The organism is Trinickia violacea (assembly GCF_005280735.1).
Lineage (GTDB): Bacteria > Pseudomonadota > Gammaproteobacteria > Burkholderiales > Burkholderiaceae > Trinickia_A > Trinickia_A violacea.
The window spans coordinates 173,305-194,574 of sequence record NZ_CP040078.1 but is presented as its reverse complement, the minus strand read 5'-3'; the positions used below and the strand labels follow the sequence as shown (position 1 = coordinate 194,574).

Here is a 21,270-nt window from a genome sequence, read left to right as displayed (position 1 = left end):
TTTGTATCCTGAACGCGTGGGTGAGTCGGTCGATTTGACGGTTCGCGCAGACATGGCAGCGGCATTCCTCGATCATCTTGATGTCAAGTGGAGGTTAGCCGTTCCTCGTTTAAAGAGGAAGCCTAAATATTTCGATGCGATCCATCGTCAGGAGCGATATATGTTGGATGGGGTTTCCCTCGATCAGTTGCGGACCTTCATCGCGGCGGTCGACGCAGGCAGTTTCTCGGCTGCGGGCCGCAGGCTGCACCGGACACAGTCGGTAGTCAGCCAGACGCTCGCGAATCTCGAAAGGCAGGTGGGCATACAGCTTTTCGACCGTAGCGGACGCTATCCTCGCGTGACCGCCGGCGGCGCGGCGCTGGTCAGCGAGGCCCGCGCCGTGATGCGCGACATCGACGGATTCAAGGCTCGCGCCCGCACCCTGGCAGAAGGTCTCGAGCCGGAGCTGGCTGTTGCGGTCGACGCGTTCTATCCGATGGAGCGCTTGACCGCGGCCGTGCAGGCATTTGCCGTTGAGTTTCCACACACGCCTTTACGCCTCTATGTCGACGCTTTGGGCGGGCCGGCCAAACGGATCTTAGACGGTGTCTGCCGGCTGGGAATCATTGGCTCGACGCTTGCTGTTCCGGATGGCATGCATGCCGAAAAAATCATGGATATCACCATGGTCACGGTGGTGGCCCCGACCCATCCGCTGGCATCGCTCAAGCGCGTTATCGGAACGCATGAGTTTGAACATCACGTTCAGCTGGTGTTGACCGATCGCACCGATCTGACTCAAGGGAAAAGCTTCGAGGTTTTTTCGCCGCTCACCTGGAAGCTGGCGGATCTGCACGCGAAGCACGACTTCTTGCGGGGCGGGTTCGGCTGGGGGCATATGCCGCTCGCGATGGTCAAGGGCGACATCGCGTCCGGTGCGTTGCACCGGCTTCGTCTCGACAAATTCGAACCAGTGACGCCGCCTGTTCCGATGTTCGCGGCCTTTCGCAAAGACACGCCGCCCGGCCCAGCGGGCACCTGGTTCGTGAAGACGTTAAAGGCGGGCGCTGCGCCTGCGTGAATGTGTGCGCGGTCATCCGCGCTTCTAGTTCACTCTTCCAGTTGGTGGAAATCACTTTTCCCTTGAGGGCATTTTTCTTCGCGGAGCGGCCGATTATCGTTAACCATAAAACTTGGCAGACGGAAAAGATAATAGAATCCACTTCGTGAGGCAGGGCAATGATCAGGCATATCGTGATGTGGCGTGTCGCGGGCGAAACAGCAAGCGAGCGCCGTGAAACGGCCATGTGGGTCAAAAAGGAGTTCGAGAGTCTTCGAGGCTTGATCCCCGGACTGTTGGAGCTCGATGTGGGTCTCGATGTCAGCGGCGTCGACTACGCGTGCGACGTCGTCTTGGTGGCGGATTTCGATTCACGCGCTGCCCTCGACGCTTATGCGGACCACCCCGAACACCTTCGGGTCCGCGCGGCGCTTTCGGGCATGCGCGAGACGCGTCACCAGGTTGACTACGTTGCCCGCTAGGCACGCCGAGGGGCGCTTTCACGCGAGCGCCCCCGTCGTTTGCAGTTTGCGTCGTAGCAAGTAGAGGGGCCCCGGTGACGGGGCGCGTACGGCGTCGGATTCGGTGCACGCACCGAACGACATTAACCTGTGAAAGACCATGGTGGGCCAATGAGAACGACATATCGAGCGGTGCTGTGTGCGTTTGCCGGATTGCTGTCAACGGTTGCTCTCGCTCAGGGACCGGCGTCCAACACGAGCGCGCCAAACGGCGCCACAGCGGCGAGCGAAGCGTCGCAACCTGGGGCCTCGAACAAGTCAGCGCGCGCAGCGAACCGCCTGTTTGCGAAAAAAATACATCAGGTGTTGAACAAAACGAAGGGGCTCGCAGGTGCGGATATCGCGGTGTTTGCGAACGCGCGAACGGGCGACGTGGTCCTCGGGGGCTTTATCGATACCCAGGACCAGGAACACATTGCAACGGACGCTGCCGGCAAGGTGCCGGGCGTCAAGTCGGTCACCAGCAAGATCGTGTTGCGTCCGCCGCTTTGACGGTTCCGGCTTGACCCGTGCCCGGCGCGTGGCAGTGACGCGTCGGGGACGCCGCCGCTTTTGGAGCGTGCGCTGCGCGTTGAGTCATCCACGCGGTATTGCCGTGCTGCAGATCGGCGCGTTCATCTCGAGGCCGTCATGCTCGCTGTCGCGCCACACACCCAGTGGTGTTCATGACATGACGCGCTCTTCCATCCAATCCCCATAAATTCGGCGTCTCACGAAGCGCCACGCCGCGCGGGCGTTTGCGCCCGCTCGAGTGTTTTCATCGGCATCGAAGAGGCCGAGGGTTTACGCGGGTATTTTTACTTGAAAAATCAAATATACTCCGTCGGGAAAGTAGTTGAAAAATCAAATAAATGATGCCGCAGTGACCTCGGGGACCCGTGAACTTCGTTATGTGAGCAAGGCGTCACACGCTGAACTGGAGCTGATTGATGAGAAACAAGATTGCGCTTGAAGAACACTTTGCGATCGACCTGACTATCGAGCAATCGAAGGGCTATGCACCGTCCCACGTCTGGGAGATGCTGAAGTCGAATCTGTTGGACATCGAGCAACAGCGGCTCGAGCGGATGGAGCAGGGCGGAACCGAGTATTCGATCTTGTCGCTCAACTCGCCCGGCATCCAGGGCATTCCAAACATCAAGGACGCGATCGATGTCGCGAGGCGGGCCAACGATGTCCTCGCCGAACACGTTGCGCGTCATCCGTCGCGCTTGGGCGGATTCGCCGCGTTGCCGATGCAGGACCCGGAAGCCGCTTCACGTGAACTCGAGCGCTGCGTGAAGGAGTTCGGATTCCACGGTTTCATGGTGAATGGTTTCTCGCAGGTGGGCGATGCGGAAAACGTCGTGTATTACGACGCCCCGCAATACACCGATTTCTGGGCAAGCGCGGCGGCGCTCGGCAAGCCGTTCTATATGCATCCGCGCGATCCGTTGCCGTCCCGTGAGCCGATCTACGACGGTTTTCCATGGCTGACCGCTGCGACCTGGGCGTTCGCGGTCGAAACGAGCATTCACGCGCTGAGATTGATGACGTCAGGTCTCTTTGACCGCAATCCTCAGTTGCAGATGATTCTGGGCCATCTCGGCGAGGGGATTCCCTTCAACGTCTGGCGTGTCGATCATATTCTGCAGAAGGCGCCGCGAGGATTGCCTTGCCAGCGCAGCGTCGGTGAATATCTCCGGGAGAACGTCTTCGTGACGACGAGCGGGAATTTCAGAACGCAGACGCTGCTTGCCACGATGCTCGAGATGGGTAGCGAGCGGATCATGTATTCGGTCGACTATCCGTTCGAAACGCATGACGAGGCGTCTCAGTGGTTCGACACGTGCTCGATCAGCGAAACCGATCGCGTCAAGATCGGCCGGGAAAACGCGCGACGGCTGTTCGGTCTTCGATGATGTCAATGAGGCGAGGAACGGGAGAACTCCGATGTCCGTGACAGGCTTGGCGCCAGAAAGCGTGTGGCGCAACAAAATCTATAGCGGCGGATGGAAAGCGGCAGGCGCGGGGACGAGTCGTGATGAGCTTCCCGCTTACCCCTTTTAGCGCGGATGTTTTCATGCTCAAACGGAGCGAGGTGAAAAATTGACACCCAGTACTGCGCAACACGTGGAAGAGGCGCAATCGTCGATCGTCGACATCAGTGCGCTGATCGATAGCCGGCCACTGAGCACCTTCCAGAAGTGGATCATGGTCATGATCGGCTGCTCGGTGGTGATGGATGGCTTCGACGTGCAGACCATGGGCTTTGTCGCGCCCGCGATCGTGCAGGCGTGGCACATCAGCCCTGCGGAGCTCGGCCCCGTTTTCGGCGCAGGCTTGCTGGGGATGCTGGCGGGCTCGATCGTTTTCGGCGCGATGGCCGATCGGGTGGGGCGCCGGCCGGTTTTGGTCGGAGCGACGGTGTTCTATGGGCTATGCATGCTCGCCACCAGCCTGGTTCAGCATGTTCCGGAGTTTCTCGTCGTTCGCTTCCTGACGGGCTTCGGCATCGGTGGCGTGATGGGCAATGCGATTGCACTTGTCAGTGAGTACAGTCCGCAGAAATACCGGGCGTCGCTGATGACATGGGTCTCATGCGGGTTCACGGGCGGCGCGATCGCAGGAGGACTGCTCTGCGCAACGCTGCTCCCTTCGATGGGCTGGAGGTCGGTGTTCGTCGTCGGGGGGGTATTGCCGTTGGTCATTGCGGTCGCGATGGCCAGGTATCTGCCTGAATCGCTTCAGCTGATGGTGCTCAAGCAGCGCAGCCCGGAACGGATCGCTCAGTGGCTGAGGCAGATCGCGCCGGACCTGCAAGTCGGACCCGCGACCCGCTTTGCCGTTCACGGGCAGACGAACGCGAAGGCGTCCGTCGGCGAGCTCTTTCGCCATGGCCGCAGCACGACCACGCTGTTGCTATGGGGCATCAACTTCGCGAACCTGCTCGATCTCTTCTTCCTGTCGAATTGGCTTCCGATGCTTTCCTTGCGCGTCGGCCACGGTGTCTCGACGGCCGTGCTCATCGGAACCTCGTTGCAAATCGGCGGTACGGCGGGGGCGCTTCTGATGGGACCGTTGATGGACCGCTTCGGCTTCTATCGTGTCTTGTCGCTCAGCTTTTTGGTGGCGACGTTCGCGGTGTCGTGCGTCGGCCTTCCTGATCTTTCGACGGGACTCCGCTATGCCGTCGTGCTGATCAGCGGGATCTGCATCGTGGGCGGACAGCCCGCCGTCAACGCGTTGACCGCGACGCGCTATCCCACCTCGCTGCGGGCAACCGGGGTTGGCTGGAGTCTGGGAATTGGCAGGGCGGGCTCGATTATCGGTCCGGTGGTGGCCGGACAGCTCATCAAGCTGCAGTGGACGAACACCGCGCTGTTCGTCGCGGCCGCGGTGCCGGCACTCGCGGCCTGTCTGATGATTGTCTTGCTCAGCCGGACTTCAAGGGAAACGAAATGAGTATTTCGATCGCGGTGAATGGCAAGCGACACCGTCTGGCCATTGCAGCCGATACGCCGCTGCTCTACGTGCTGCGCAACGATCTTCAGTTGAACGGCCCGAAGTTCGGTTGCGGCGAGGCGCAATGTGGCGCATGCACGGTCATGGTCGGCGACGCTGCAACGCGCTCGTGTGTTTTTCCGGTCGGCGCGGTAGGCGCGGCTCACGTGACCACGATTGAAGGCCTGGGGCACGGCGAACGGCTGCACGCGTTGCAGAAGGCTTTCCTCGCGGAACAGGCCGCACAGTGCGGTTATTGCTCGAGCGGCATGATCATGGCCGCGAAAGCGCTGCTGGATCGGAATCCGAATCCGGACGAGGCGGTCATACGCCGCGAAATGGCAGGCCAGAAGTGCCGGTGCGGCGCGCATAACCGGATCGTCCGCGCCATCCAGCGCGCAGCGCAGGAATTGCGCGGATGAAGACCGTCAAGCTTTCCCGGCGCGCCTTCGGCAAATTGGCCGGTGCAATTGTCGCGACATTTTCGCTCGCGCCATTCTCAGCGTTCGCACAATCGGAGCCGAACTTGCCGATCGACCTGCGTGCCAATCGCAGGCTCGACGGTTGGATTCGACTCGACTTCGACGGAACGGTCACGATCTTCACGGGAAAGGCGGAGCTGGGGCAAGGCATTCTTACGGCACTCGCGCAAATCGCCGCCGACGAACTCGATGTCGATTTCGCACGCATTCGCATGCAATCCGCGGATACGGCACACAGCCCGAACGAGGGCTATACCTTCGGCAGCCAGTCGGTCGAGCAGAGCGGGGCGGCAATACGAGCCGCCGCAGCGCAAGCGCGTGCGGTACTGATTGGAGCGGCATGCCAACGGTTCGGCGTTTCGCAGTCGGACGTCCGTGTCGAGAACGGCGTAGTCTTGCTCGCCGATGGTCGCCGGATCGCCTATGTGGATATCGTCAGGGACGAGCGGGCGCTTCTCTCGCGCGATGTGACCGCAGGCGTCGCGCCCAAGCGAGCGTCGGAATACAAGCTCGTCGGCAAGTCGGTGCCTCGGATTGATTTTCCGGCGAAGTTTACGGGTGGCGCGTCGTTCGTTCAGGACATGCGGCTGCCCGGCATGGTGTTCGGCCGGATCGTGCGGCCGCCGAGGTACGGCGCCAAGCTGGTGGCCGTCGACGACGCGTCCGTTAGAGCGCTCCCCGGTGTGGTCGCCGTGGTTCGAAACGGCAGCTTCCTCGGTGTGATCGCCGAGCGGGAAGAGCAGGCGATCGCAGCGCGTCGCGCGTTGCAGGAGGCCGCGCAGTGGAGCGCGGATTATGTGGCGCTGCCCGACGTGGATCATCTCCAGCAGGCATTGCTTAGTTGGCGAAGCAAAGACAAGGTGGTCGGTGAAGCGGGGCAGGATACGCCGGCTTCCAATATCGCGACCCAACTGGAGGCCGTCTATTCCCGGCCGTATCTATCGCATGCTTCGATTGGTCCCTCATGTTCCGTTGCGTTGCTCAAGGATGGGCATATGACCGTCTGGTCGCATACGCAGGGCGCGTTTCCGCTGCGGGGCGATCTTGCGAAGGTGCTCGATATGCCGACAAGTGCAGTTGACGTGGTGCATGTTCCCGGCTCGGGCTGCTACGGGCATAACGGCGCGGACGACGTGGCGCTCGATGCCGCGTTGCTTGCGCGTGAAGCCGAAGGGCGTCCGGTGAAGCTTCAATGGATGCGCGATGACGAATTCGCCTGGGAGCCAATCAGCCCGGCCATGGTCATGCGGCTGAAAGCGGGCTTGACCAAGGACGGCCGAATTTCCGATTGGAACTATGACGTATGGAGCAATTCGCACGCGATGCGGCCGGGCCAGCCCGGAGGTGTGAATCTGCTGGCCGCCTGGCACCTTGCCAAGCCGTTCCAACCGTCGCCGCCGCCGGAGATTCCGCAGCCATACGGCAATGGTGATCGCAACGCCGTGCCCGTCTACGATTTGCCGCGCACGAGAGTGACCAATCATCTGCTATTGGACGCACCCATCCGCTCGAGTTCATTGCGCACGTTGGGTGCTTTCGGAAATGTGTTTGCGATCGAGTCGTTCATGGACGAACTGGCGCTCGCGGCAAACGCAGATCCTGTCGAATTTCGCCTGGCGCATCTGAGCGATCCGCGGGCGATCGCCGTGGTGCGTGAGGCGGCGATCCGCTCCCGCTGGCAGCCCGGGCGGAATGCCGACGGGCAGCGCGGACGCGGCTTCGCCTATTCGCGCTACAAGAACATCGAAGCCTATGCGGCGATCGTTGTCGATGTACACGTCGACCGCTCCAGCGGTGTGATCAGTGTGACGAACGTGACCGCCGCAGTCGACGTGGGCTGCGTGATCAACCCCGACGGCGTGAAGAACCAGATCGAGGGCGGCATCGTCCAGGCACTGAGCTGGGCGCTCAAGGAACGCGTCATGTTCGATCGAACGGAGATCACGACGCGCCATTGGCAGGACTATCCGATCCTGTCCTTTGAGGAGGTGCCGCCGATCGACGTCGTGGTGCTGGAACGTCCCGATGACGCGTCGCTTGGCGCGGGCGAATGTTCGGTCGGTCCGACTGGCGCGGCGCTGGCCAATGCGGTCGCCCATGCAAGCGGCGTGCGCATACGCGATCTGCCTTTGGTGCCGGAGAAGGTTTTGAACCCGCAACGCTCTTGATGCTCGCAGCGTTCCGCTGCCAGGCAAGGGCGTTGAGAGTGCAAGCGAAGTGGTCAGGTTCGAGCCGGGCTATTCAAGGTCGTCAAGCGCGCCCGCGTTCTCGTACAACTTGAGCAGCATCGAGCGAAGCGACTGAACGTCGCTCGCGGTGAAGCCGGAAAGGAGCACCGACTCATGTTGCTTTGCGATAGGGACGATGCGCTGAGCCAATTCCTCCCCCTTCCTCGTCAGGACGATCTTGATAGATCGCCCGTCCGTCGCACTCCTTTCGCGCTTGACCAGATCCTGACTCTCCAGGCGGTCAATGATCCTGGACAGCGCGGAAATATCCGACGACGAGTGCACGGATAGTTCAGACAAAGTCTGGCGCGGTACGTAGAGCAGCGAAGCGCAGACTCGCCACTCGCTGAGATTCAGGTCAAAGGCTTTCAGTGCTTTCGCGAACGCGTTTCCCATCCTGCTTCCGGCGCGTGTCAACAGGAAGGGAATTGCCTGCTCGAGCTCTTGCTGCCGCTTGGGTGTCTTCATGATCATCGGTGACGCCGAGGGTTTACGTGGGCAGATATACTTGAAAAATCAACTATACTCCACCGGGAAAGTAGTTGAAAAATCAAATAAACGATAGTCCGGAACATGTCGCAGCAGGTACGAGCAAATCCGGAAAGATACGCGATACATTAGTTAGTAATACATATAAAAAAGAATTTTTTCAATGGGTTGAATGACGGAGACAAAAGAATGAGATCACGTTTGAAGCGGGCCAGAGGTGGCCGCTCATGGCGCCGTATGGTCGGGTGCGGAGTCGCGTCGCTGGCGGCGAGCGCATCGGGTACTTCGCATGCGCAAAGCGCAGTAACCCTGTATGGCGTTATCGATTCCGGCGTCGAGTATGTGACGAACATTGGCGCCAAGAAGTCCAGCTCAGTGCACGTGCCGACTCTGACGGCCACGCTGCCGTCGCTGTGGGGCCTCCGTGGCAAAGAAGACCTGGGCGGCGGTCTTAACGCCGTTTTCGTGTTGGAGTCGGGTTTTGCCCCGGGACAGGGCACGCTGAATCAAGGGGGGCGTCTATTCGGCCGGCAAGCCTATGTCGGGCTTTCGGGGCGGTGGGGGACGCTGACCCTCGGACGGCAATACTCGCAAATCTTTTGGGCGGTATTAACCGGCGACACCTTGGCGCCGAATATCTATGCCGCTGCCGATCTGGACCCGTACTTGACCCAGCCGCGAGTCGACAATGCAATCGCCTATACGTTCACGTTATCGGGGCTGACGGTGGCCGCCATGTATTCGTTCGGACGTGACGCAGTGGATCGCGCGGCGGCAGGAGGCTGTGCCCAATCGACGACCGACTGGCAGGCCTGCAAGGCGATGTCCGCCATGGTGAAGTATGACGCGGGGAGGTGGGGCGTCGCGGCCGCCGTCGATCGCAACTACGGTGGCGGCGGCACGGGATCGCCGCTGCCTGTCAGCTCGCAAACCGATACGCGCGCCGTCATCGATGGCTACGTGAAGTTCGGCAACTCGACGATCGGCGCTGGGTTCCAACATCGAATCAATCACGGAGCGCAGACGCCGACCCTTTTCGATGCGGTCAGCAACTACTGGTGGATCGGCGGCAGCTATTTGCCGCGTCCGGATATCGCGCTCGACGCCCAGTTCGGCCATATATCCGTGCGCAGTAGCGCCGGAGGTTCCGTCATTGCGGCGCGCGCGATGTATTTGCTGTCCAAGCGCACCGCGGTATACGTCTCGGCCGGGCGCGTATTCAACCAGCGCAATGCGGCGTTCTCGATAGACGGCGGCGTGGTGCCGCCCGCTTCGACGCCATTGCCGGGTGTGGATCAAACCGGCGCGATTGTGGGTATTCGCCACCTGTTCTAAGGGGGCCGTGGCCGCCCGAAGACATGGGGCAGGCCACGACCGATCCATTCGCCGGGGCGATGGGAATCATCGAAAGAAAATGTCTATTCAGATTCGACTTATGCATGCGACATTGCGAGTGTGTTTCTCATGCAGACTTTTCGCCTCGCGTCCGATGATTTGAAGTGAGGCAAGCCAACGCCGGAGACCTTAGAAATGAAATTGTTGCATATCGATTCCAGCATTCTGGGTCCTCACTCCGTCAGTCGTGCGCTTTCCGCTGAAATCGTCAAGCGCCAAACAGCGTTGCACCCAGGTATCGAGCTCACCTACCGTGACCTGGCAGCCGATCCCGCTCTGCATATGTCGGGTGCGCACGTCGAAGCATGGGCGGGCGGGCACGTCGAAGGCGCCGGGCTGAGCTGCGACCTCGAAACCGGCGAGGAATATATTGCCGAGCTGTTCGATGCCGACATCATCGTTATTGGCGCGCCAATGTATAACTTCTCGGTTCCCTCGCAACTGAAGGCGTGGATCGATCGTATCGTCGTGGCCGGCCAGACCTTCAGATACGGCGAAGCCGGAGAAGTCCAGACGCTCCTCCCGCCCAATAAAAAGGTCTTCATCGCCTCGACGCGAGGGAATGTCTATCAGCCGGGTTCGCCTACGGCTGCGCTCGAACACCACGAGAGCTATTTAAAGAGCGTGCTCTCGTTTCTCGGTCTGCATGATGTGACGATCGTACGCGCGGAAGGACTTGCGTTCGGCCTCGATAGTAAGAACACAGCGATTAGGAAGGCGCGATCCGACATCGCAGCAATGACGGCTTGATACCCAATCGCGGGGCGATGTTCAAGGTTCCGTAGTATCCCAATTCGGTGCGAGTCCGCGCGGATCGACAATTCGACTATCCGGCCTCGCCAATCCATGTATGGCTGCCATTTCCGCTGCGCTTAGCGCGAAATTCAGGGAGTCTGACAGGGTGAAAAAAAGCGTGAGCCCTTCGATCGAGGGTCACGTGCGTGCGTTGTCCGCGTATGGCGACCGTACCAATTCGGCGACTTGAGCACCATGCTTCGAAATCCGGCCGAGAAAATGGTCGAGGCTGAACGCGCCTGCGCCGGACGCAGTGAATCCCAACAAGCCGCCCGCCATCGCCAGATTCTTCAGGAAGTGAAACATCTGATCCGGATCTTCGAACGCGTGATGGAAGATGAACGCGGTGACGATGCAATACGCCGTCAGTACCGATGAGACCCATCGGGTCCGGTAGCCGACGATCAGCAACGTTCCGCACGCGAGTTCGAGCAACATCGCCACCATCAATGCCGGTTCTGCCGCGGGCAACCCGAACGACGCGATATACCGGAATGCCGCATACGGTGAGGCCAGCTTTCCGATCCCGCTTAGGACAAAGACAGCAGCCATCAGAACGCGTCCGGCAAACAGGCGAAGATCCCGGCGCGTGGATTGCGAGGTGTTCATGCTCGAGGCAACGTGTTCGATGGGGTGGTCGGTGCAGATTAGCCGTTGCGGCTGTCCAGAGGAAGTCTCTATCTTCCGATGCGATCCATCGTCAGGGGCGATAGATGCTGGAGGGGATTGGCCTGTATCGGTTGAACGCCATCGTTCCATCACGCGCAATGATGCTTTGTCGCTCAGGACATATGCGGCGGGTCGTCCCGCCTATAGCATCGTCCCACGGTTCGACCTTTCCTCGGGTCACAGTAGGCCGCTAACCCGGCAACAGTCTTCTTTTCCGGCGGTCTTATCTGATGCTGTGACAATTTGGAATGCGAAGTAAATAGAAAATTCTGAGCTGGTGATGGTGGACACCGGCCGAGTGCTTGTATTTCCAAGTCCACTTACTCATATCAGGAGTTCGGTGTGGATTCTTACAAGTTTCTTCCGCTGTTGGGCCGCATCATGATCGGCGCACCGTTTGTCATGAGCGGGCTGGGCAAGCTCAGTGCGACCGCGGCGACGGTTGGCTATATCGCGGCGATGGGTCTGCCCGTGCCGCCGCTCGCCTTCGTCGTTGCCGTGCTGATCGAGCTGGGCGGCGGCTTGCTGCTGTTGTCCGGCTACCGCGCGCGCTTCGTGTCACTGGCGATGGCGGTGTTCTGTCTGGTCACGGCGGTGTTCTTTCACCACAACGTCGCCGATCACAACCAGATGATTCACTTCCTGAAGAACGTGATGATGGCAGGTGGCCTGCTGCAGATCGCTTACTTCGGCGCCGGCGCATTCAGCCTGGACGCGCGCTCCGCGCGAGCAATGGCGCTGAGCGCCAGCTGAGAAGACAGTGCTGACGATGAATCATTTGCCTAGCGACAGCGGATCAAGGGACCTCATCGTCACGCGCGCCCTCGATCCGGACGATGCGGCTATCGTCACCGCCATGCGAGCCGGGGCGAGTTCCGCTAAGGGCAAGCGTTTGGGAATCGAAGCACGCAGAGTATTCGACGCCATGATGGAGAGTGTCCTGCCGCGCGACGACGTTACGTTCGAATTCGGCACGGTCGGCGGTATCCGAGGGCTTTGGGTTTATCCTGAGCAACATCGATCTGACGAGGCGATTCTCCATCTGCACGCGGGATGGTTCAATTTCGGAGCCGCCGAGGCATTCCGCCATTTTGTCGGGCATATCGCTGCGAGGGCCAAAGCGAGGGCATTTATTCCAGACTATCGGCTCGCGCCCGAACATCCTTTCCCTGCAGCGGTTGACGATGTGCTCGCCTGTTACAGAGAGCTCGAGGAAAGGGGTATTCGTCGGATTGCCGTCACGGGAGACTCTGCTGGAGGCAATCTCGCACTGGTACTCGCTTCGTGTGTTGCCGGTGAAGCGGGTTCCGTCGATGCGACGCTTGTTGGGGTGGCTGCATGGTCGCCGGTTACCGATTTGACGCTTTCGGGCGCAACGTACGAGACGCGTGCCGATGCCGATCCTCTTTTCACCCGTCCGCAGGTTTCGGAGCTGGTGCATTCCTATTTGAGGACCGCCGATCCAGAACATCCTCTGGCTTCGCCGCTCTACGGACGACTTTCCGGCTTACCTGCCGTCCGTATTCACGTCGGAGACAACGAAGTGCTACTGGACGATTCGCGTCGATTCGTCGAGCGTGCCATGGCTGCGGGAGTCGATGTTCAGCTCGATGTTTGGATGGGGATGCCACATGGATTTGCCGGCAGCGTCGGCAAAATGAAGGCATCGGCACAATCGCTGGACGCCATCGGTGCGTTTCTCTTTGAAAAGCTGCAGGCGTCGCCACGAGCTTGAACCGTCTTATCGGCTGGCATGGCCCTGTGACGGGTTGGTCAGCGAGTCGCCCAGCTTCTCCAAAAGAAATTCGGCGAAGACCGTTACCGCAGGCGGCACAGGCGGGCGGCTCGTATAGACGAGCTGCAGGCCGAGGTCGGTGCTCGAGCGCCGATAGGTCGGCAGCACGCGTACCAGTTTCCCCTGCGCGATGATCGGCTCAACGATCAACTGCGGCAGCAGCGCAATACCCAGTCCCGCTATGCAAGCCTGCGTCAGCACTCGCATGTCGTTGACCGCGAACCGGCTGTTGATCGACACCTCCTGAGCACCGCGTGGTCCCTGCAGACGCCACGTGTTGCGACCCTGGCGACTGGTAATCATCAGACAGTCGTGTCCGGCCAGTTCACGCAGCGTGCGAGGTGCCGCGCGCCGTTCCAGATAAGACGGACTCGCCGCGAGGAACATCGTGCTCGGTCCCAGCCGGCGCACCTTAAAACCGCTGCTGGTCTCGATGCCCATGCGCAAGGCCAGATCGATGCGCTCGGCGATCAGATCGGACGGCGAATCGTCGAGCAGGAAGTCGACGCTGATATTTGGGTAGCGCGCGTAGAACTCGACCAACCATTCCAAGCGAAAGAATTCGAACAGACCGGCCAACGCGGCGACGCGTACCGTGCCGGACGGCGTCTGCTCATCGGCATGGAGCCGCCCGATCTCGAGGAGCTGGTCAAGCGCCGGCGCGTAGCGCTCGAACAGCGCCTGACCTTCCATGCTCAGCGCGAGTTTGCGTGTCGAGCGATGCAGCAGACGTGTGCCGAGCTGCACTTCGAGTTGATCGATGCGCCGGCTCAGCGTATTCGGCGGCATGCGCAGACGCCGCGCCGCCTCGGAGAAGCTGCCGGAGCGGACTACCTGGACGAACATCGCCAGATCATTCAGGTCGAGCATGAGATTTCACCAAAAATGGATGAATCAAATCCTATTTTACCAGCTAGTGATAAACGCTTTCCATCCTCATACTTGAGGCATCACACAGTAAGGTGAACCCATGACTTCGAATTCGATGCCGGCCGCGCCGGCCGGCTATACGCGGACTGCAGTAGCGCTGCACTGGCTGATCGCACTGCTGATCATCTGCGGCTTCGCGCTCGGCTGGGTGATGACCGACATCCCCGGCTTCACGCCGACGAAGCTCAAGTACTTCTCATGGCACAAGTGGATCGGCGTGACCGTGTTCGCGCTCGCGATCGTGCGTGTGTCGTGGCGCGCGACCCACGTGCCGCCGCCGTTGCCGGAGGACATGCCGATGTTGCAGCGGATCGGGGCGCATGGGGTGCACGTCCTGCTGTATGTGCTGATGCTCGCGATCCCGGTGACCGGATACCTCTACAGCTCGGCGTCGAACATCCCGGTCGTGTATCTCGGCATCGTGCCGCTGCCGCGCCTGATCGATCCTGACCCGGTGCTGAAGGAAACCTTCAAGACGCTCCACGTGACCTTGGACTACGTCTTGCTTTCCTCTGTTGTGCTGCACGTGCTTGCGGTGGTCAAGCATCAAGTGTTCGACCGTGACGGCGTGCTGTCACGCATGCTTCCCTTTACCAAATGAAGGACCCGATGAAAACGTCATTTTTCCGGCCCCTGGCGGCCGTGCTTGCGGCGGTGTCGCTCGTAGCGTCGAGCGCAGCGCTCGCCGACGCCGACCTGTCGAAGAGCAAGGTATCTGCGATCTCGAAGCAGATGAACGTGCCGACCGAGGGCGTGTTCAAGAAGTTCTCCGCACAGATCAAGTTCGACCCGGCGAATGCCGCGCAAGGCAGCGCGCAGATGTCGATCGACATCGCGAGCTTCGACCTCGGCGACAAGGCGTACAACGACCAGGTTGCCGGCAAGGACTGGTTCGATGCGAAGACGTATCCGCAGGCGACCTTCGTGTCGTCGGCGATCGCGCCTGCGGGCGGCAACCAGTACAACGTGACCGGCAAGCTGACGATCAAGGGCCGTGCCGAGACGGTCACGGTGCCGGTCACGTTTGCCCAGAGCGGCTCGACGCAGACGTTTGACGGCGTGCTGCCGATCAAGCGTTCGGTGTTCAACATCGGCACAGGCGAGTGGAAGGACACGTCGATCGTCGCCGACGACGTGCAGATCAAGTTTCATATCGTTGCCACGAAGTAAGCGCGGCAGCGTGACATCACCCGATACCGCGCACGAGCGCGGCAACTTAACGTTTCAAGGAGTTTGAATTGAAGAAGCATCTGATGTTTGTGGCGGGTGCCCTGGCCGCCTCGCTGTCGTTGTCGGCATTCGCGGACGCGACCACCTACCAGTTTGACCCGGATCACACGTACCCGAGCTTCGAGGCCGACCATATGGGCGGCGTGTCGGTCTGGCGTGGCAAGTTCGACAAGTCGCAGGGCTCGGTGACGCTCGATCGCGCGGCAAAGACCGGCACCGTCGACGTGACGACCGACATCGTGTCGGTCCACACGGGTAACGGGAAGCTCGACCAAATGCTGCAGTCGGATCAGTTCTTCGACTCGTCGAAGTTCCCGGAAGCGACCTACAAGGGCACGATCCAGTTCAAGGGCGACAAGCCCGCTTCTGTCGTCGGCAATCTGACGATGCACGGCGTGACCAAGCCCCTGACGCTGACGATCGACTCGTTCAAGTGCATGCCGCATCCGATGCTCAAGCGCGAAGTGTGTGGCGTCGACGCAGTCGGCGAATTCGATCGCAGCGACTTCGGCGTCGACTTTGGCAAGACGTACGGCTTCAACATGAAGACCAAGCTGCTCATCTCGGCCGAAGCGCTCAAGCAGTAATTCCGTTCGGAGATCGATCTCATGAAACTCTTACACGTAGATTCCAGCATTCTCGGGCAAGGCTCCGTCAGCCGCGATCTGTCGGCGGATGTCGTCGAGACCTTCCTGGGCCGCCATCCCGAGTTGGATGTCGCTCGTCTCGACCTTGCCGCCACGCCGATCGGCCATTTGACGGCCGCACATCTCGCGGCCGAGCAAGGCGCTCCCGTCGACGATGCGTTGAAGGCCGACGTCGCCATGGGCCAGGCTGCGCTCGAGGACTTTCTGGCGGCCGATATCGTGGTCATCGGTGCGCCGATGTACAACCTTGGCGTGCCTTCTCAACTGAAGGCGTGGATCGACCGCATCTCTGTCGCCGGGAAGACGTTCCGCTACGGCGAGCACGGCCCGGTCGGACTGTGCGGCGGCAAGAAGCTGATCACTGCCTCGTCGCGCGGCGGCGTATACAGCGAAGGCTCCCAGGCCGCCGTCTTCGATCATCAGGAGACCTATCTGAAGGCGGCCTTCGGCTTTCTGGGCATCACGGATATCGCCTTCATTCGCGCGGAAGGCGTGGCGATGGGTCCGGAGGCACGCAACGGGGCCATCGCCTCGGCGAAGAAAGAGACTGTCGCGCTCGCTGCGTGAGGTCGCTTCGCCCGGAAACAATACTCGCTGGAGAACAACCATGTCGAACACTCAGAAGCTCATCGCCGTCGTCGGCGCAACCGGTCAGCAAGGCGGCGCCGTTGTGCGCGCGCTGCAGGCGAGCGGTCAATTCAAAGTGCGCGCATTGACGCGCAATCCGGCCCAGCATCCGAAGCTGGGTGACGAAGTCGTACTGGCCGATTTCAATCGTCCGGAAACGCTTAAAGCCGCGTTTGCCGGTGCGCACGGCGTTTTCCTGGTCACGAATTCCTGGGAAGCACAAGAAGACGAACCGAAGCAGGCACTCGCCGCCGTCAACGCGGCGAAAGACGCCGGCGTGCAGCACTTCATCTGGTCGACGCTTCCCAATGTGGAGGCGATCAGCGGCGGCACGATCCATGTCCCGCACTTTACGGTGAAGGCGAAATTCGAACCCGTCGTGAGCAAAGCCGGATTTGCGCACCACACGTTCGTGATCGCGCCGTTCTATTACCAAAACCTGATCGGCCTGATGGCTCCGCAGAAACAGCCGGATGGCTCCTTGGGTTGGGCGCTGCCGCTCGATCCGGAGCGGCGCGTCATCCATATGGGCGACATCACGGAACTCGGCCGCCTCGTGGCCGGCGCGTTCGCGCAACCGGACCTCGTAGGGCACGGGGAACATTTGCCGCTGGTCGGCGATTTCCTGAGCTTCAACGAGATCATCGCCACGCTGAATCAACAAGGAAACTCGCTCTCGTTCAAGCGAGTCCCGCGTGAGGTTTTTGCTGGCTGGTTTCCGCACGCCGAGGGCATCGCGGCGATGCTCGCCTACTTCGAAGCGCACACGTATCTGGGCTCGGATTCGCGCGATGCGATCGCGCTCGCCGACAAAGTCGCGGGCCGGCAGCCGACGAAGTTTGCCGCATGGGCCAAGGCAAACTTCGCGATTCCGGCCGCCGCCTGAAAACACGCGTTAGCCGAACAGCTTGTTCGCGGTCTTGGCGATCAGTTCCCCCTGATGACGTGCGCCAGCAAGCTCGATGGCGGTCGGCTGGCGCTGACCTTGGCCGCCGGCGATGGTCGTAGCACCATAGGGGGCGCCGCCGACAATCTCATCCAGCGTCATCTGCCCCTGGTGGCTGTACGGCAGGCCAACGATCGTCATGCCGAAGTGGAGCAGATTCGTGATGATCGAGAACAGCGTGGTTTCTTGCCCGCCGTGCTGGCTGGCGCTCGACGTGAAGGCGCCGCCCACTTTGCCGTTCAGGGCGCCGCTCATCCACAGGCCGCCGGCCTGATCCAGAAACGCGGCCATCTGCGACGAGACGCGTCCGAAGCGTGTCGGCGTACCGACGACAATCGCATCGTAGTCGGCGAGCTCGGCGACGGTCGCGATCGGCGCTTGCTGGTCGAGCTTGAAGTAGGCGGCCTTGGCCACTTCCTCCGGTACGGTTTCCGGCACCCGCTTGACGTCGACCGTGGCCCCCGTCGAGCGCGCGCCTTGAGCGATGGCATCGGCCAGTGTCTCGATATGTCCATACGATGAGTAATACAGCACGAGAACTTTCGACATTTTGAACTCCTATTGATGTTTACGCGGTGATGGTGCGGCTATGACGGCACGGAATCCAGGAAGACGTAGAGCGCTTCAATCCTCCCGTCGCGAACGATGATGACGTCCACGCCCGTATAGTCGGGTGCTTCGTCACGCGGACCGGAACCCCATGACAGGCGGCCCGCATTGTGGAGGGCCTGGGCTTTACCGTGCGGCGTATAAGCAAAATGCGGGTGCGTCGCGCGAAGATCTCCGGCGAACTTATCGAGAGCGTCGTGCCCGACAACCATACCCGCAGGCGAGTAGAGCACACAATCTTCCGTATAGAGTTCCTTGATGGCGGCGCGGCGACGCTCTGCGTCGCCTTCGCCAAAGACCTCTTGAAGGTTGCGATAGAGCAGTTCTTGAATGCGGTTATTCATGGAGATTTTCCTTGATGATCGGCTGCGGGTTGAGCCGCGTCACGGTGTAGGGATGCCTTGGAAATAAGCGGTGTAACGAGACAAATCTATGGCAGCGTGCTACTTTTCGAAACAGAAATGATTGAAAACCATCGTTGCAGGACTGTCGATGTCAAAGCTGCCGGACTTTGAAGGGTTCGCGATGTTTGCGAAGGTCGCCGAAGAGGGTTCGTTTGCAGCCGCGGCGGCGGCGATGGGCGTTTCTGTTGCCACGGTTTCCCGGGCGGTCACCCGCCTGGAAGAGCGACTGGGAGGGAGGCTTTTCAACCGGACTTCCCGGCGGCTGGCACTCACGGACTACGGCCATACGCTTGCCGAGCGAGCCGCAAAAATCTACGCCGACGCCGAAGAGGCCGAGGATTTCGCACGCGAGACCTCGAGCCGTCCGCGTGGTCTGGTCAAGCTCGCCGCTCCGCTCTCCTTCGGCGTTCGCTGGGTCGCCCCGCTGCTGCCCGAGTTCTTCCAGACCTATCCGGGTATTTCCGTGGATCTCCATCTCACGGATGTCCATGCCGATCTGATCGGGGAGGGCTTCGACGCCGCACTCCGCATCGCCGTCATGGAAGACTCGTCGCTCGCGGCGCGTCTCATCGCACCCGTGCGCCGGTTTGTCGTGGCATCGCCTGCCTATCTGTCCCGCTATGGTCGACCGCAGCATCCGCAGGATCTGGGCGCCCACCCGTGTCTGACCTACGCCAACAGGAGCAAGCGCGATGTTTGGCGCTTTACGCACCAAGGTGGCGAGGAATGCACGATCACGCCGACCGGGGCACTGCGAGTGACAACGGTGGAAGCACTACTGCCCATGCTCCTCGCGGGACTTGGCGTCGCGGAGCTGCCCGAGTTTGTCGCGACACAGTATTTCGCGGACGGGCGGCTTGAACCGATCCTGACCGACTGGCGACTGCCCGAAGGGGGGCTGTATTTCGTCACCCCCACGGCCCGCGCACGGCCAGCGAAGGTTAGCGCGCTGGCCGATTTCTTCATCTCCAAACTGGCCGCGGCGGAATGGAGCGCGGAGACGCTCATGGGTTGGAAACCGCCTGACCATCGCATCGGCTAGGGATTCCTGGGGTGATTGTTGCTCGAAACGACAACACATTGACCACGCGGGCGCCATCGATTCCACGCGATCGTTTCGCAGCACGCGATTGCAGATGCCAAAAGCTGATATCTCGTTTCTCGACGTCCCGCTATCGGCTCATAGCAATCCACCTGCCAGCGTCGACCTCGACCCCTACCGTATCGAGCCCGGCCCCCGCGCAGGGCCCCTCGATGCAGTGCCCATCGTCGAAGCGGAACAGCGCGCTGTGATGTGCGCACATCAACACCTGCGCCCGATAGCACGAGATTTCCCCTGGCTCGAAATCGAGCGGCACGGAAAAGTGCGGACAGCGGTTGACGTAAGCCCAAACCTGCGTGCCGCGCCGCACGACCACGATCGACTCGTCCGCGTGCGCCGCCGCGACCACGCGCGCGCCGCCGTCCGGAACGTCGTCGATATGGCACAGCCGCATCCCGTCCATCGTTTCACCCCCTCCGCTCGGGATTGCCGAGACTCCAGTTCCAGGGGCGTATTTCGACGCGCTCGAACAACCCTGCCTGCATGTACGGATCGTTGCTGACGAACGCCATGACGTCGTCGATCGCTTCCGCTTCTATCACCAGCAGCGTGCCGTTCATCGCGTCGCATTGCGGCGCGAGCGTGGGTCCGCCGAGGCGGACGAAGACGCCGTGCTGCGTGGCGGTCCGCAAATAGGTGCGATGCACGGGCCGCACGCGCTCGCGTACCTCGCGCATGCCGGGCTTGTCGGTCGCGAAAACCGCGAAGTAACGTGGCATCGTGTTCAGCTCCGCTCAGTCAAGGCTCGCTCGGCCTCTTGGTGGTTCGTCGTCATGTCTTCCTCCATGAGGCGGGTCGCTGCGCTCAGGCCGGCGCCGCGCCCTGCCATGCCCGCCCGAGCAACGCGCGGATCGCCTCGCGCTCCACCGGACGCGGATTGGCATACGGATTCCTGCACGCGAGGTCGGCAGCCTCGTCGAGCCCTTGCTCCGGCATGCCGAGCGCCGCGAGCGCCGCCGGAATACCGAGTGCGCGGTTCAGCGCGAACAGCAGCGGTCCCGCCTCGGCCGCCTCTCGGCCGCCCAGCGCACGCGCCACGCGCGCGAGCGCGGCGGGCGCTGCCGCGTGGTTATAGTGCGCCGTGTGCGGCAGCATCGCCGCGTGGGTCCGCGCGTGCGGCAGATTGAAGGTGCCGCCGAGCGTGTGGCAGAGCTTGTGGTGCAATGCCATGCCGACCGCGCCGAGGCAGGTGCCCGCGAGCCACGCCCCGTACAGGGCGCGGCTGCGCATCGCCGCGTCGTCCGGCGCGCGCACGACGGCGGGCAGGGCAACGCCCAGCGCGCGGATCGATTTCTCCGCCATCAGGCTGACGGTCGGGTTCGCATCCTCGGCGTAGAGCGCTTCGACCGCGTGCGCCATGGCGTTCATGCCTGAAGTCGCCGTAACTTCCGCCGGCAGCGAAAGCGTAAGCGACGGATCGTAGATCACCGTGCGCGGCAGCACGCGCGGATCGCGGCCGGTGCGCTTGAGGCGGCCTTCGGTCAGGCCGTAGATCGGGGTCATCTCCGAGCCGGCGTAGGTGGTGGGTACCGCGACGATCGGCAGCGACGATTCGAGCGCGATCGCCTTGCCGAGACCGATGGCCGAACCGCCGCCCACCGCCACGCAGCAATCGGCGTCGAGCGCCGCAGCCGTGTCGAGCGCGGCGCGCGCGACTGACACGGGCACGTGCATCACCGCCTCGGCGTGCACGCCTGCGGCGCGCTCGCCGAGCACGCGCGCCACCTCGTCGGCCAACGCGCGCTGTTCGGGCGTCGCGAGAATCAGCGCGCGCCTCGCGCCCAGCCGCTCGACTTCCTCGGGCAGCGTGGCGAGTGCGCCCCATGAGAACACCACGCGCGAAGGCGTCCCCTGATAGACGAAGGGCTCCATGGCG

At 61.6% G+C, this 21,270-nt stretch carries 25 protein-coding genes; 17 read left to right on the top strand and 8 right to left on the bottom strand.

What is annotated here, in order from left to right:
* Positions 1-160 precede the first annotated feature (160 nt).
* From FAZ95_RS22895 to FAZ95_RS22865, 7 genes are all read left to right on the top strand, one after another.
* Positions 161-1,063 carry a LysR family transcriptional regulator gene (locus FAZ95_RS22895; RefSeq protein ID WP_137337559.1) on the top strand — a complete coding sequence of 301 codons (903 nt, stop codon included), beginning with the start codon at positions 161-163 and terminating at the stop codon, positions 1,061-1,063.
* Positions 1,064-1,221: 158 nt separating this feature from the next.
* A complete protein-coding gene (locus FAZ95_RS22890) occupies positions 1,222-1,524 on the top strand; it encodes a Dabb family protein (protein ID WP_137334818.1) in 303 nt (100 codons plus the stop codon).
* A 150-nt stretch (positions 1,525-1,674) separates the two neighbouring features.
* Positions 1,675-2,055 carry a BON domain-containing protein gene (locus FAZ95_RS40535; protein ID WP_137334817.1) on the top strand — a complete coding sequence of 127 codons (381 nt, stop codon included), beginning with the start codon at positions 1,675-1,677 and terminating at the stop codon, positions 2,053-2,055.
* A 437-nt stretch (positions 2,056-2,492) separates the two neighbouring features.
* Complete coding sequence (locus FAZ95_RS22880) at positions 2,493-3,464, top strand: amidohydrolase family protein (RefSeq protein ID WP_137334816.1); 972 nt, start codon at positions 2,493-2,495, stop codon at positions 3,462-3,464.
* 187 nt (positions 3,465-3,651) lie between these two features.
* Positions 3,652-5,007, top strand: a complete 1,356-nt coding sequence (locus FAZ95_RS22875; protein ID WP_254700260.1) for an MFS transporter — start codon at positions 3,652-3,654, stop codon at positions 5,005-5,007.
* The gene (locus tag FAZ95_RS22870) at positions 5,004-5,468 is read left to right on the top strand and encodes a (2Fe-2S)-binding protein (protein WP_137337558.1); all 465 of its coding nucleotides are present in this window, start codon (positions 5,004-5,006) and stop codon (positions 5,466-5,468) included. The genes FAZ95_RS22875 and FAZ95_RS22870 overlap by 4 nt, the downstream gene beginning before the upstream one ends.
* Complete coding sequence (locus FAZ95_RS22865; RefSeq protein ID WP_137334815.1) at positions 5,465-7,696, top strand: xanthine dehydrogenase family protein molybdopterin-binding subunit; 2,232 nt, start codon at positions 5,465-5,467, stop codon at positions 7,694-7,696. Before FAZ95_RS22870 ends, FAZ95_RS22865 begins: the two co-directional genes overlap by 4 nt.
* 69 nt (positions 7,697-7,765) lie before the next feature.
* Here the strand turns inward: FAZ95_RS22865 and FAZ95_RS22860 are convergent, their stop codons facing one another.
* Positions 7,766-8,224: a MarR family winged helix-turn-helix transcriptional regulator gene (locus FAZ95_RS22860; protein ID WP_254700258.1), complete on the bottom strand. Its 459-nt coding sequence runs from the start codon at positions 8,222-8,224 to the stop codon at positions 7,766-7,768.
* A 210-nt stretch (positions 8,225-8,434) separates the two neighbouring features.
* On the opposite strand from FAZ95_RS22860, the gene FAZ95_RS22855 reads away from it, so the two are divergent.
* Both FAZ95_RS22855 and FAZ95_RS22850 read left to right on the top strand, forming a co-directional pair.
* On the top strand, positions 8,435-9,580 hold the full coding sequence (locus FAZ95_RS22855; protein ID WP_137334813.1) for a porin: 1,146 nt from the start codon (positions 8,435-8,437) through the stop codon (positions 9,578-9,580).
* Positions 9,581-9,775: 195 nt separating this feature from the next.
* Complete coding sequence (locus FAZ95_RS22850; RefSeq protein ID WP_137334812.1) at positions 9,776-10,390, top strand: FMN-dependent NADH-azoreductase; 615 nt, start codon at positions 9,776-9,778, stop codon at positions 10,388-10,390.
* A gap of 183 nt (positions 10,391-10,573) precedes the next feature.
* On the opposite strand, the gene FAZ95_RS22840 is transcribed toward FAZ95_RS22850, so the two are convergent.
* Entirely contained in the window at positions 10,574-11,044 is a 471-nt protein-coding gene (locus tag FAZ95_RS22840; protein ID WP_137334811.1) for a DoxX family protein, read from the bottom strand.
* Positions 11,045-11,446: 402 nt separating this feature from the next.
* Here FAZ95_RS22840 and FAZ95_RS22835 point away from each other — a divergent pair, with 402 nt between their 5' ends.
* Complete coding sequence (locus FAZ95_RS22835; protein ID WP_137334810.1) at positions 11,447-11,857, top strand: DoxX family protein; 411 nt, start codon at positions 11,447-11,449, stop codon at positions 11,855-11,857.
* A 16-nt stretch (positions 11,858-11,873) separates the two neighbouring features.
* Positions 11,874-12,839, top strand: a complete 966-nt coding sequence (locus FAZ95_RS22830) for an alpha/beta hydrolase (RefSeq protein WP_137337556.1) — start codon at positions 11,874-11,876, stop codon at positions 12,837-12,839.
* 6 nt (positions 12,840-12,845) lie between these two features.
* Here the strand turns inward: FAZ95_RS22830 and FAZ95_RS22825 are convergent, their stop codons facing one another.
* A complete protein-coding gene (locus FAZ95_RS22825) occupies positions 12,846-13,769 on the bottom strand; it encodes a LysR family transcriptional regulator (RefSeq protein ID WP_137334809.1) in 924 nt (307 codons plus the stop codon).
* Between the two features lie 100 nt (positions 13,770-13,869).
* Here FAZ95_RS22825 and FAZ95_RS22820 point away from each other — a divergent pair, with 100 nt between their 5' ends.
* From FAZ95_RS22820 to FAZ95_RS22800, 5 genes are all read left to right on the top strand, one after another.
* Positions 13,870-14,430: a cytochrome b gene (locus tag FAZ95_RS22820; RefSeq protein WP_137334808.1), complete on the top strand. Its 561-nt coding sequence runs from the start codon at positions 13,870-13,872 to the stop codon at positions 14,428-14,430.
* Between the two features lie 8 nt (positions 14,431-14,438).
* The gene (locus FAZ95_RS22815) at positions 14,439-14,999 is read left to right on the top strand and encodes a YceI family protein (RefSeq protein WP_137334807.1); all 561 of its coding nucleotides are present in this window, start codon (positions 14,439-14,441) and stop codon (positions 14,997-14,999) included.
* Positions 15,000-15,067: 68 nt separating this feature from the next.
* Positions 15,068-15,646 (top strand): YceI family protein, encoded by a 579-nt coding sequence (locus FAZ95_RS22810; RefSeq protein WP_137334806.1) that lies wholly within the window; start codon positions 15,068-15,070, stop codon positions 15,644-15,646.
* Positions 15,647-15,667: 21 nt separating this feature from the next.
* Positions 15,668-16,273 carry an FMN-dependent NADH-azoreductase gene (locus tag FAZ95_RS22805; protein WP_137334805.1) on the top strand — a complete coding sequence of 202 codons (606 nt, stop codon included), beginning with the start codon at positions 15,668-15,670 and terminating at the stop codon, positions 16,271-16,273.
* Between the two features lie 40 nt (positions 16,274-16,313).
* Positions 16,314-17,219, top strand: a complete 906-nt coding sequence (locus tag FAZ95_RS22800) for an NmrA/HSCARG family protein (protein ID WP_137334804.1) — start codon at positions 16,314-16,316, stop codon at positions 17,217-17,219.
* A gap of 9 nt (positions 17,220-17,228) precedes the next feature.
* Here the strand turns inward: FAZ95_RS22800 and wrbA are convergent, their stop codons facing one another.
* Together wrbA and FAZ95_RS22790 are read right to left on the bottom strand one after the other, a co-directional pair.
* Positions 17,229-17,828, bottom strand: coding sequence for an NAD(P)H:quinone oxidoreductase (gene wrbA, locus FAZ95_RS22795; protein WP_137334803.1), 600 nt, complete (start codon positions 17,826-17,828; stop codon positions 17,229-17,231).
* A gap of 38 nt (positions 17,829-17,866) precedes the next feature.
* Positions 17,867-18,232: a nuclear transport factor 2 family protein gene (locus FAZ95_RS22790; RefSeq protein ID WP_137334802.1), complete on the bottom strand. Its 366-nt coding sequence runs from the start codon at positions 18,230-18,232 to the stop codon at positions 17,867-17,869.
* A gap of 148 nt (positions 18,233-18,380) precedes the next feature.
* Between FAZ95_RS22790 and FAZ95_RS22785 the strand changes: the two genes are divergently transcribed.
* On the top strand, positions 18,381-19,334 hold the full coding sequence (locus FAZ95_RS22785; protein ID WP_137337555.1) for a LysR family transcriptional regulator: 954 nt from the start codon (positions 18,381-18,383) through the stop codon (positions 19,332-19,334).
* A 130-nt stretch (positions 19,335-19,464) separates the two neighbouring features.
* Here FAZ95_RS22785 and FAZ95_RS22780 read toward each other — a convergent pair whose 3' ends face one another.
* The 3 genes from FAZ95_RS22780 to FAZ95_RS22770 all read right to left on the bottom strand — a co-directional run bounded on the left by FAZ95_RS22780 (position 19,465) and on the right by FAZ95_RS22770 (position 21,266).
* Entirely contained in the window at positions 19,465-19,797 is a 333-nt protein-coding gene (locus FAZ95_RS22780) for a Rieske (2Fe-2S) protein (RefSeq protein ID WP_137334801.1), read from the bottom strand.
* Positions 19,798-19,801: 4 nt separating this feature from the next.
* Positions 19,802-20,113 carry a YciI family protein gene (locus FAZ95_RS22775; protein WP_137334800.1) on the bottom strand — a complete coding sequence of 104 codons (312 nt, stop codon included), beginning with the start codon at positions 20,111-20,113 and terminating at the stop codon, positions 19,802-19,804.
* Between the two features lie 85 nt (positions 20,114-20,198).
* A complete protein-coding gene (locus FAZ95_RS22770) occupies positions 20,199-21,266 on the bottom strand; it encodes a maleylacetate reductase (RefSeq protein ID WP_137334799.1) in 1,068 nt (355 codons plus the stop codon).
* Positions 21,267-21,270 lie beyond the last annotated feature (4 nt).

Excerpts from the sequence above, each read along its gene's own strand:
- FAZ95_RS22895 (WP_137337559.1), top strand. The coding sequence starts at position 161 with ATGTTGGATGGGGTTTCCCTCGATCAGTTGCGGACCTTCATCGCGGCG.
- FAZ95_RS22890 (WP_137334818.1), top strand. The coding sequence starts at position 1,222 with ATGATCAGGCATATCGTGATGTGGCGTGTCGCGGGCGAAACAGCAAGC.
- FAZ95_RS40535 (WP_137334817.1), top strand. The coding sequence starts at position 1,675 with ATGAGAACGACATATCGAGCGGTGCTGTGTGCGTTTGCCGGATTGCTG.
- FAZ95_RS22880 (WP_137334816.1), top strand. The coding sequence starts at position 2,493 with ATGAGAAACAAGATTGCGCTTGAAGAACACTTTGCGATCGACCTGACT.
- FAZ95_RS22870 (WP_137337558.1), top strand. The coding sequence starts at position 5,004 with ATGAGTATTTCGATCGCGGTGAATGGCAAGCGACACCGTCTGGCCATT.
- FAZ95_RS22865 (WP_137334815.1), top strand. The coding sequence starts at position 5,465 with ATGAAGACCGTCAAGCTTTCCCGGCGCGCCTTCGGCAAATTGGCCGGT.
- FAZ95_RS22860 (WP_254700258.1), bottom strand. The coding sequence starts at position 8,224 with ATGAAGACACCCAAGCGGCAGCAAGAGCTCGAGCAGGCAATTCCCTTC.
- FAZ95_RS22855 (WP_137334813.1), top strand. The coding sequence starts at position 8,435 with ATGAGATCACGTTTGAAGCGGGCCAGAGGTGGCCGCTCATGGCGCCGT.
- FAZ95_RS22850 (WP_137334812.1), top strand. The coding sequence starts at position 9,776 with ATGAAATTGTTGCATATCGATTCCAGCATTCTGGGTCCTCACTCCGTC.
- FAZ95_RS22840 (WP_137334811.1), bottom strand. The coding sequence starts at position 11,044 with ATGAACACCTCGCAATCCACGCGCCGGGATCTTCGCCTGTTTGCCGGA.
- FAZ95_RS22830 (WP_137337556.1), top strand. The coding sequence starts at position 11,874 with ATGAATCATTTGCCTAGCGACAGCGGATCAAGGGACCTCATCGTCACG.
- FAZ95_RS22825 (WP_137334809.1), bottom strand. The coding sequence starts at position 13,769 with ATGCTCGACCTGAATGATCTGGCGATGTTCGTCCAGGTAGTCCGCTCC.
- FAZ95_RS22820 (WP_137334808.1), top strand. The coding sequence starts at position 13,870 with ATGACTTCGAATTCGATGCCGGCCGCGCCGGCCGGCTATACGCGGACT.
- FAZ95_RS22815 (WP_137334807.1), top strand. The coding sequence starts at position 14,439 with ATGAAAACGTCATTTTTCCGGCCCCTGGCGGCCGTGCTTGCGGCGGTG.
- FAZ95_RS22805 (WP_137334805.1), top strand. The coding sequence starts at position 15,668 with ATGAAACTCTTACACGTAGATTCCAGCATTCTCGGGCAAGGCTCCGTC.
- FAZ95_RS22800 (WP_137334804.1), top strand. The coding sequence starts at position 16,314 with ATGTCGAACACTCAGAAGCTCATCGCCGTCGTCGGCGCAACCGGTCAG.
- wrbA (WP_137334803.1), bottom strand. The coding sequence starts at position 17,828 with ATGTCGAAAGTTCTCGTGCTGTATTACTCATCGTATGGACATATCGAG.
- FAZ95_RS22790 (WP_137334802.1), bottom strand. The coding sequence starts at position 18,232 with ATGAATAACCGCATTCAAGAACTGCTCTATCGCAACCTTCAAGAGGTC.
- FAZ95_RS22785 (WP_137337555.1), top strand. The coding sequence starts at position 18,381 with ATGTCAAAGCTGCCGGACTTTGAAGGGTTCGCGATGTTTGCGAAGGTC.
- FAZ95_RS22780 (WP_137334801.1), bottom strand. The coding sequence starts at position 19,797 with ATGGACGGGATGCGGCTGTGCCATATCGACGACGTTCCGGACGGCGGC.
- FAZ95_RS22775 (WP_137334800.1), bottom strand. The coding sequence starts at position 20,113 with ATGCCACGTTACTTCGCGGTTTTCGCGACCGACAAGCCCGGCATGCGC.
- FAZ95_RS22770 (WP_137334799.1), bottom strand. The coding sequence starts at position 21,266 with ATGGAGCCCTTCGTCTATCAGGGGACGCCTTCGCGCGTGGTGTTCTCA.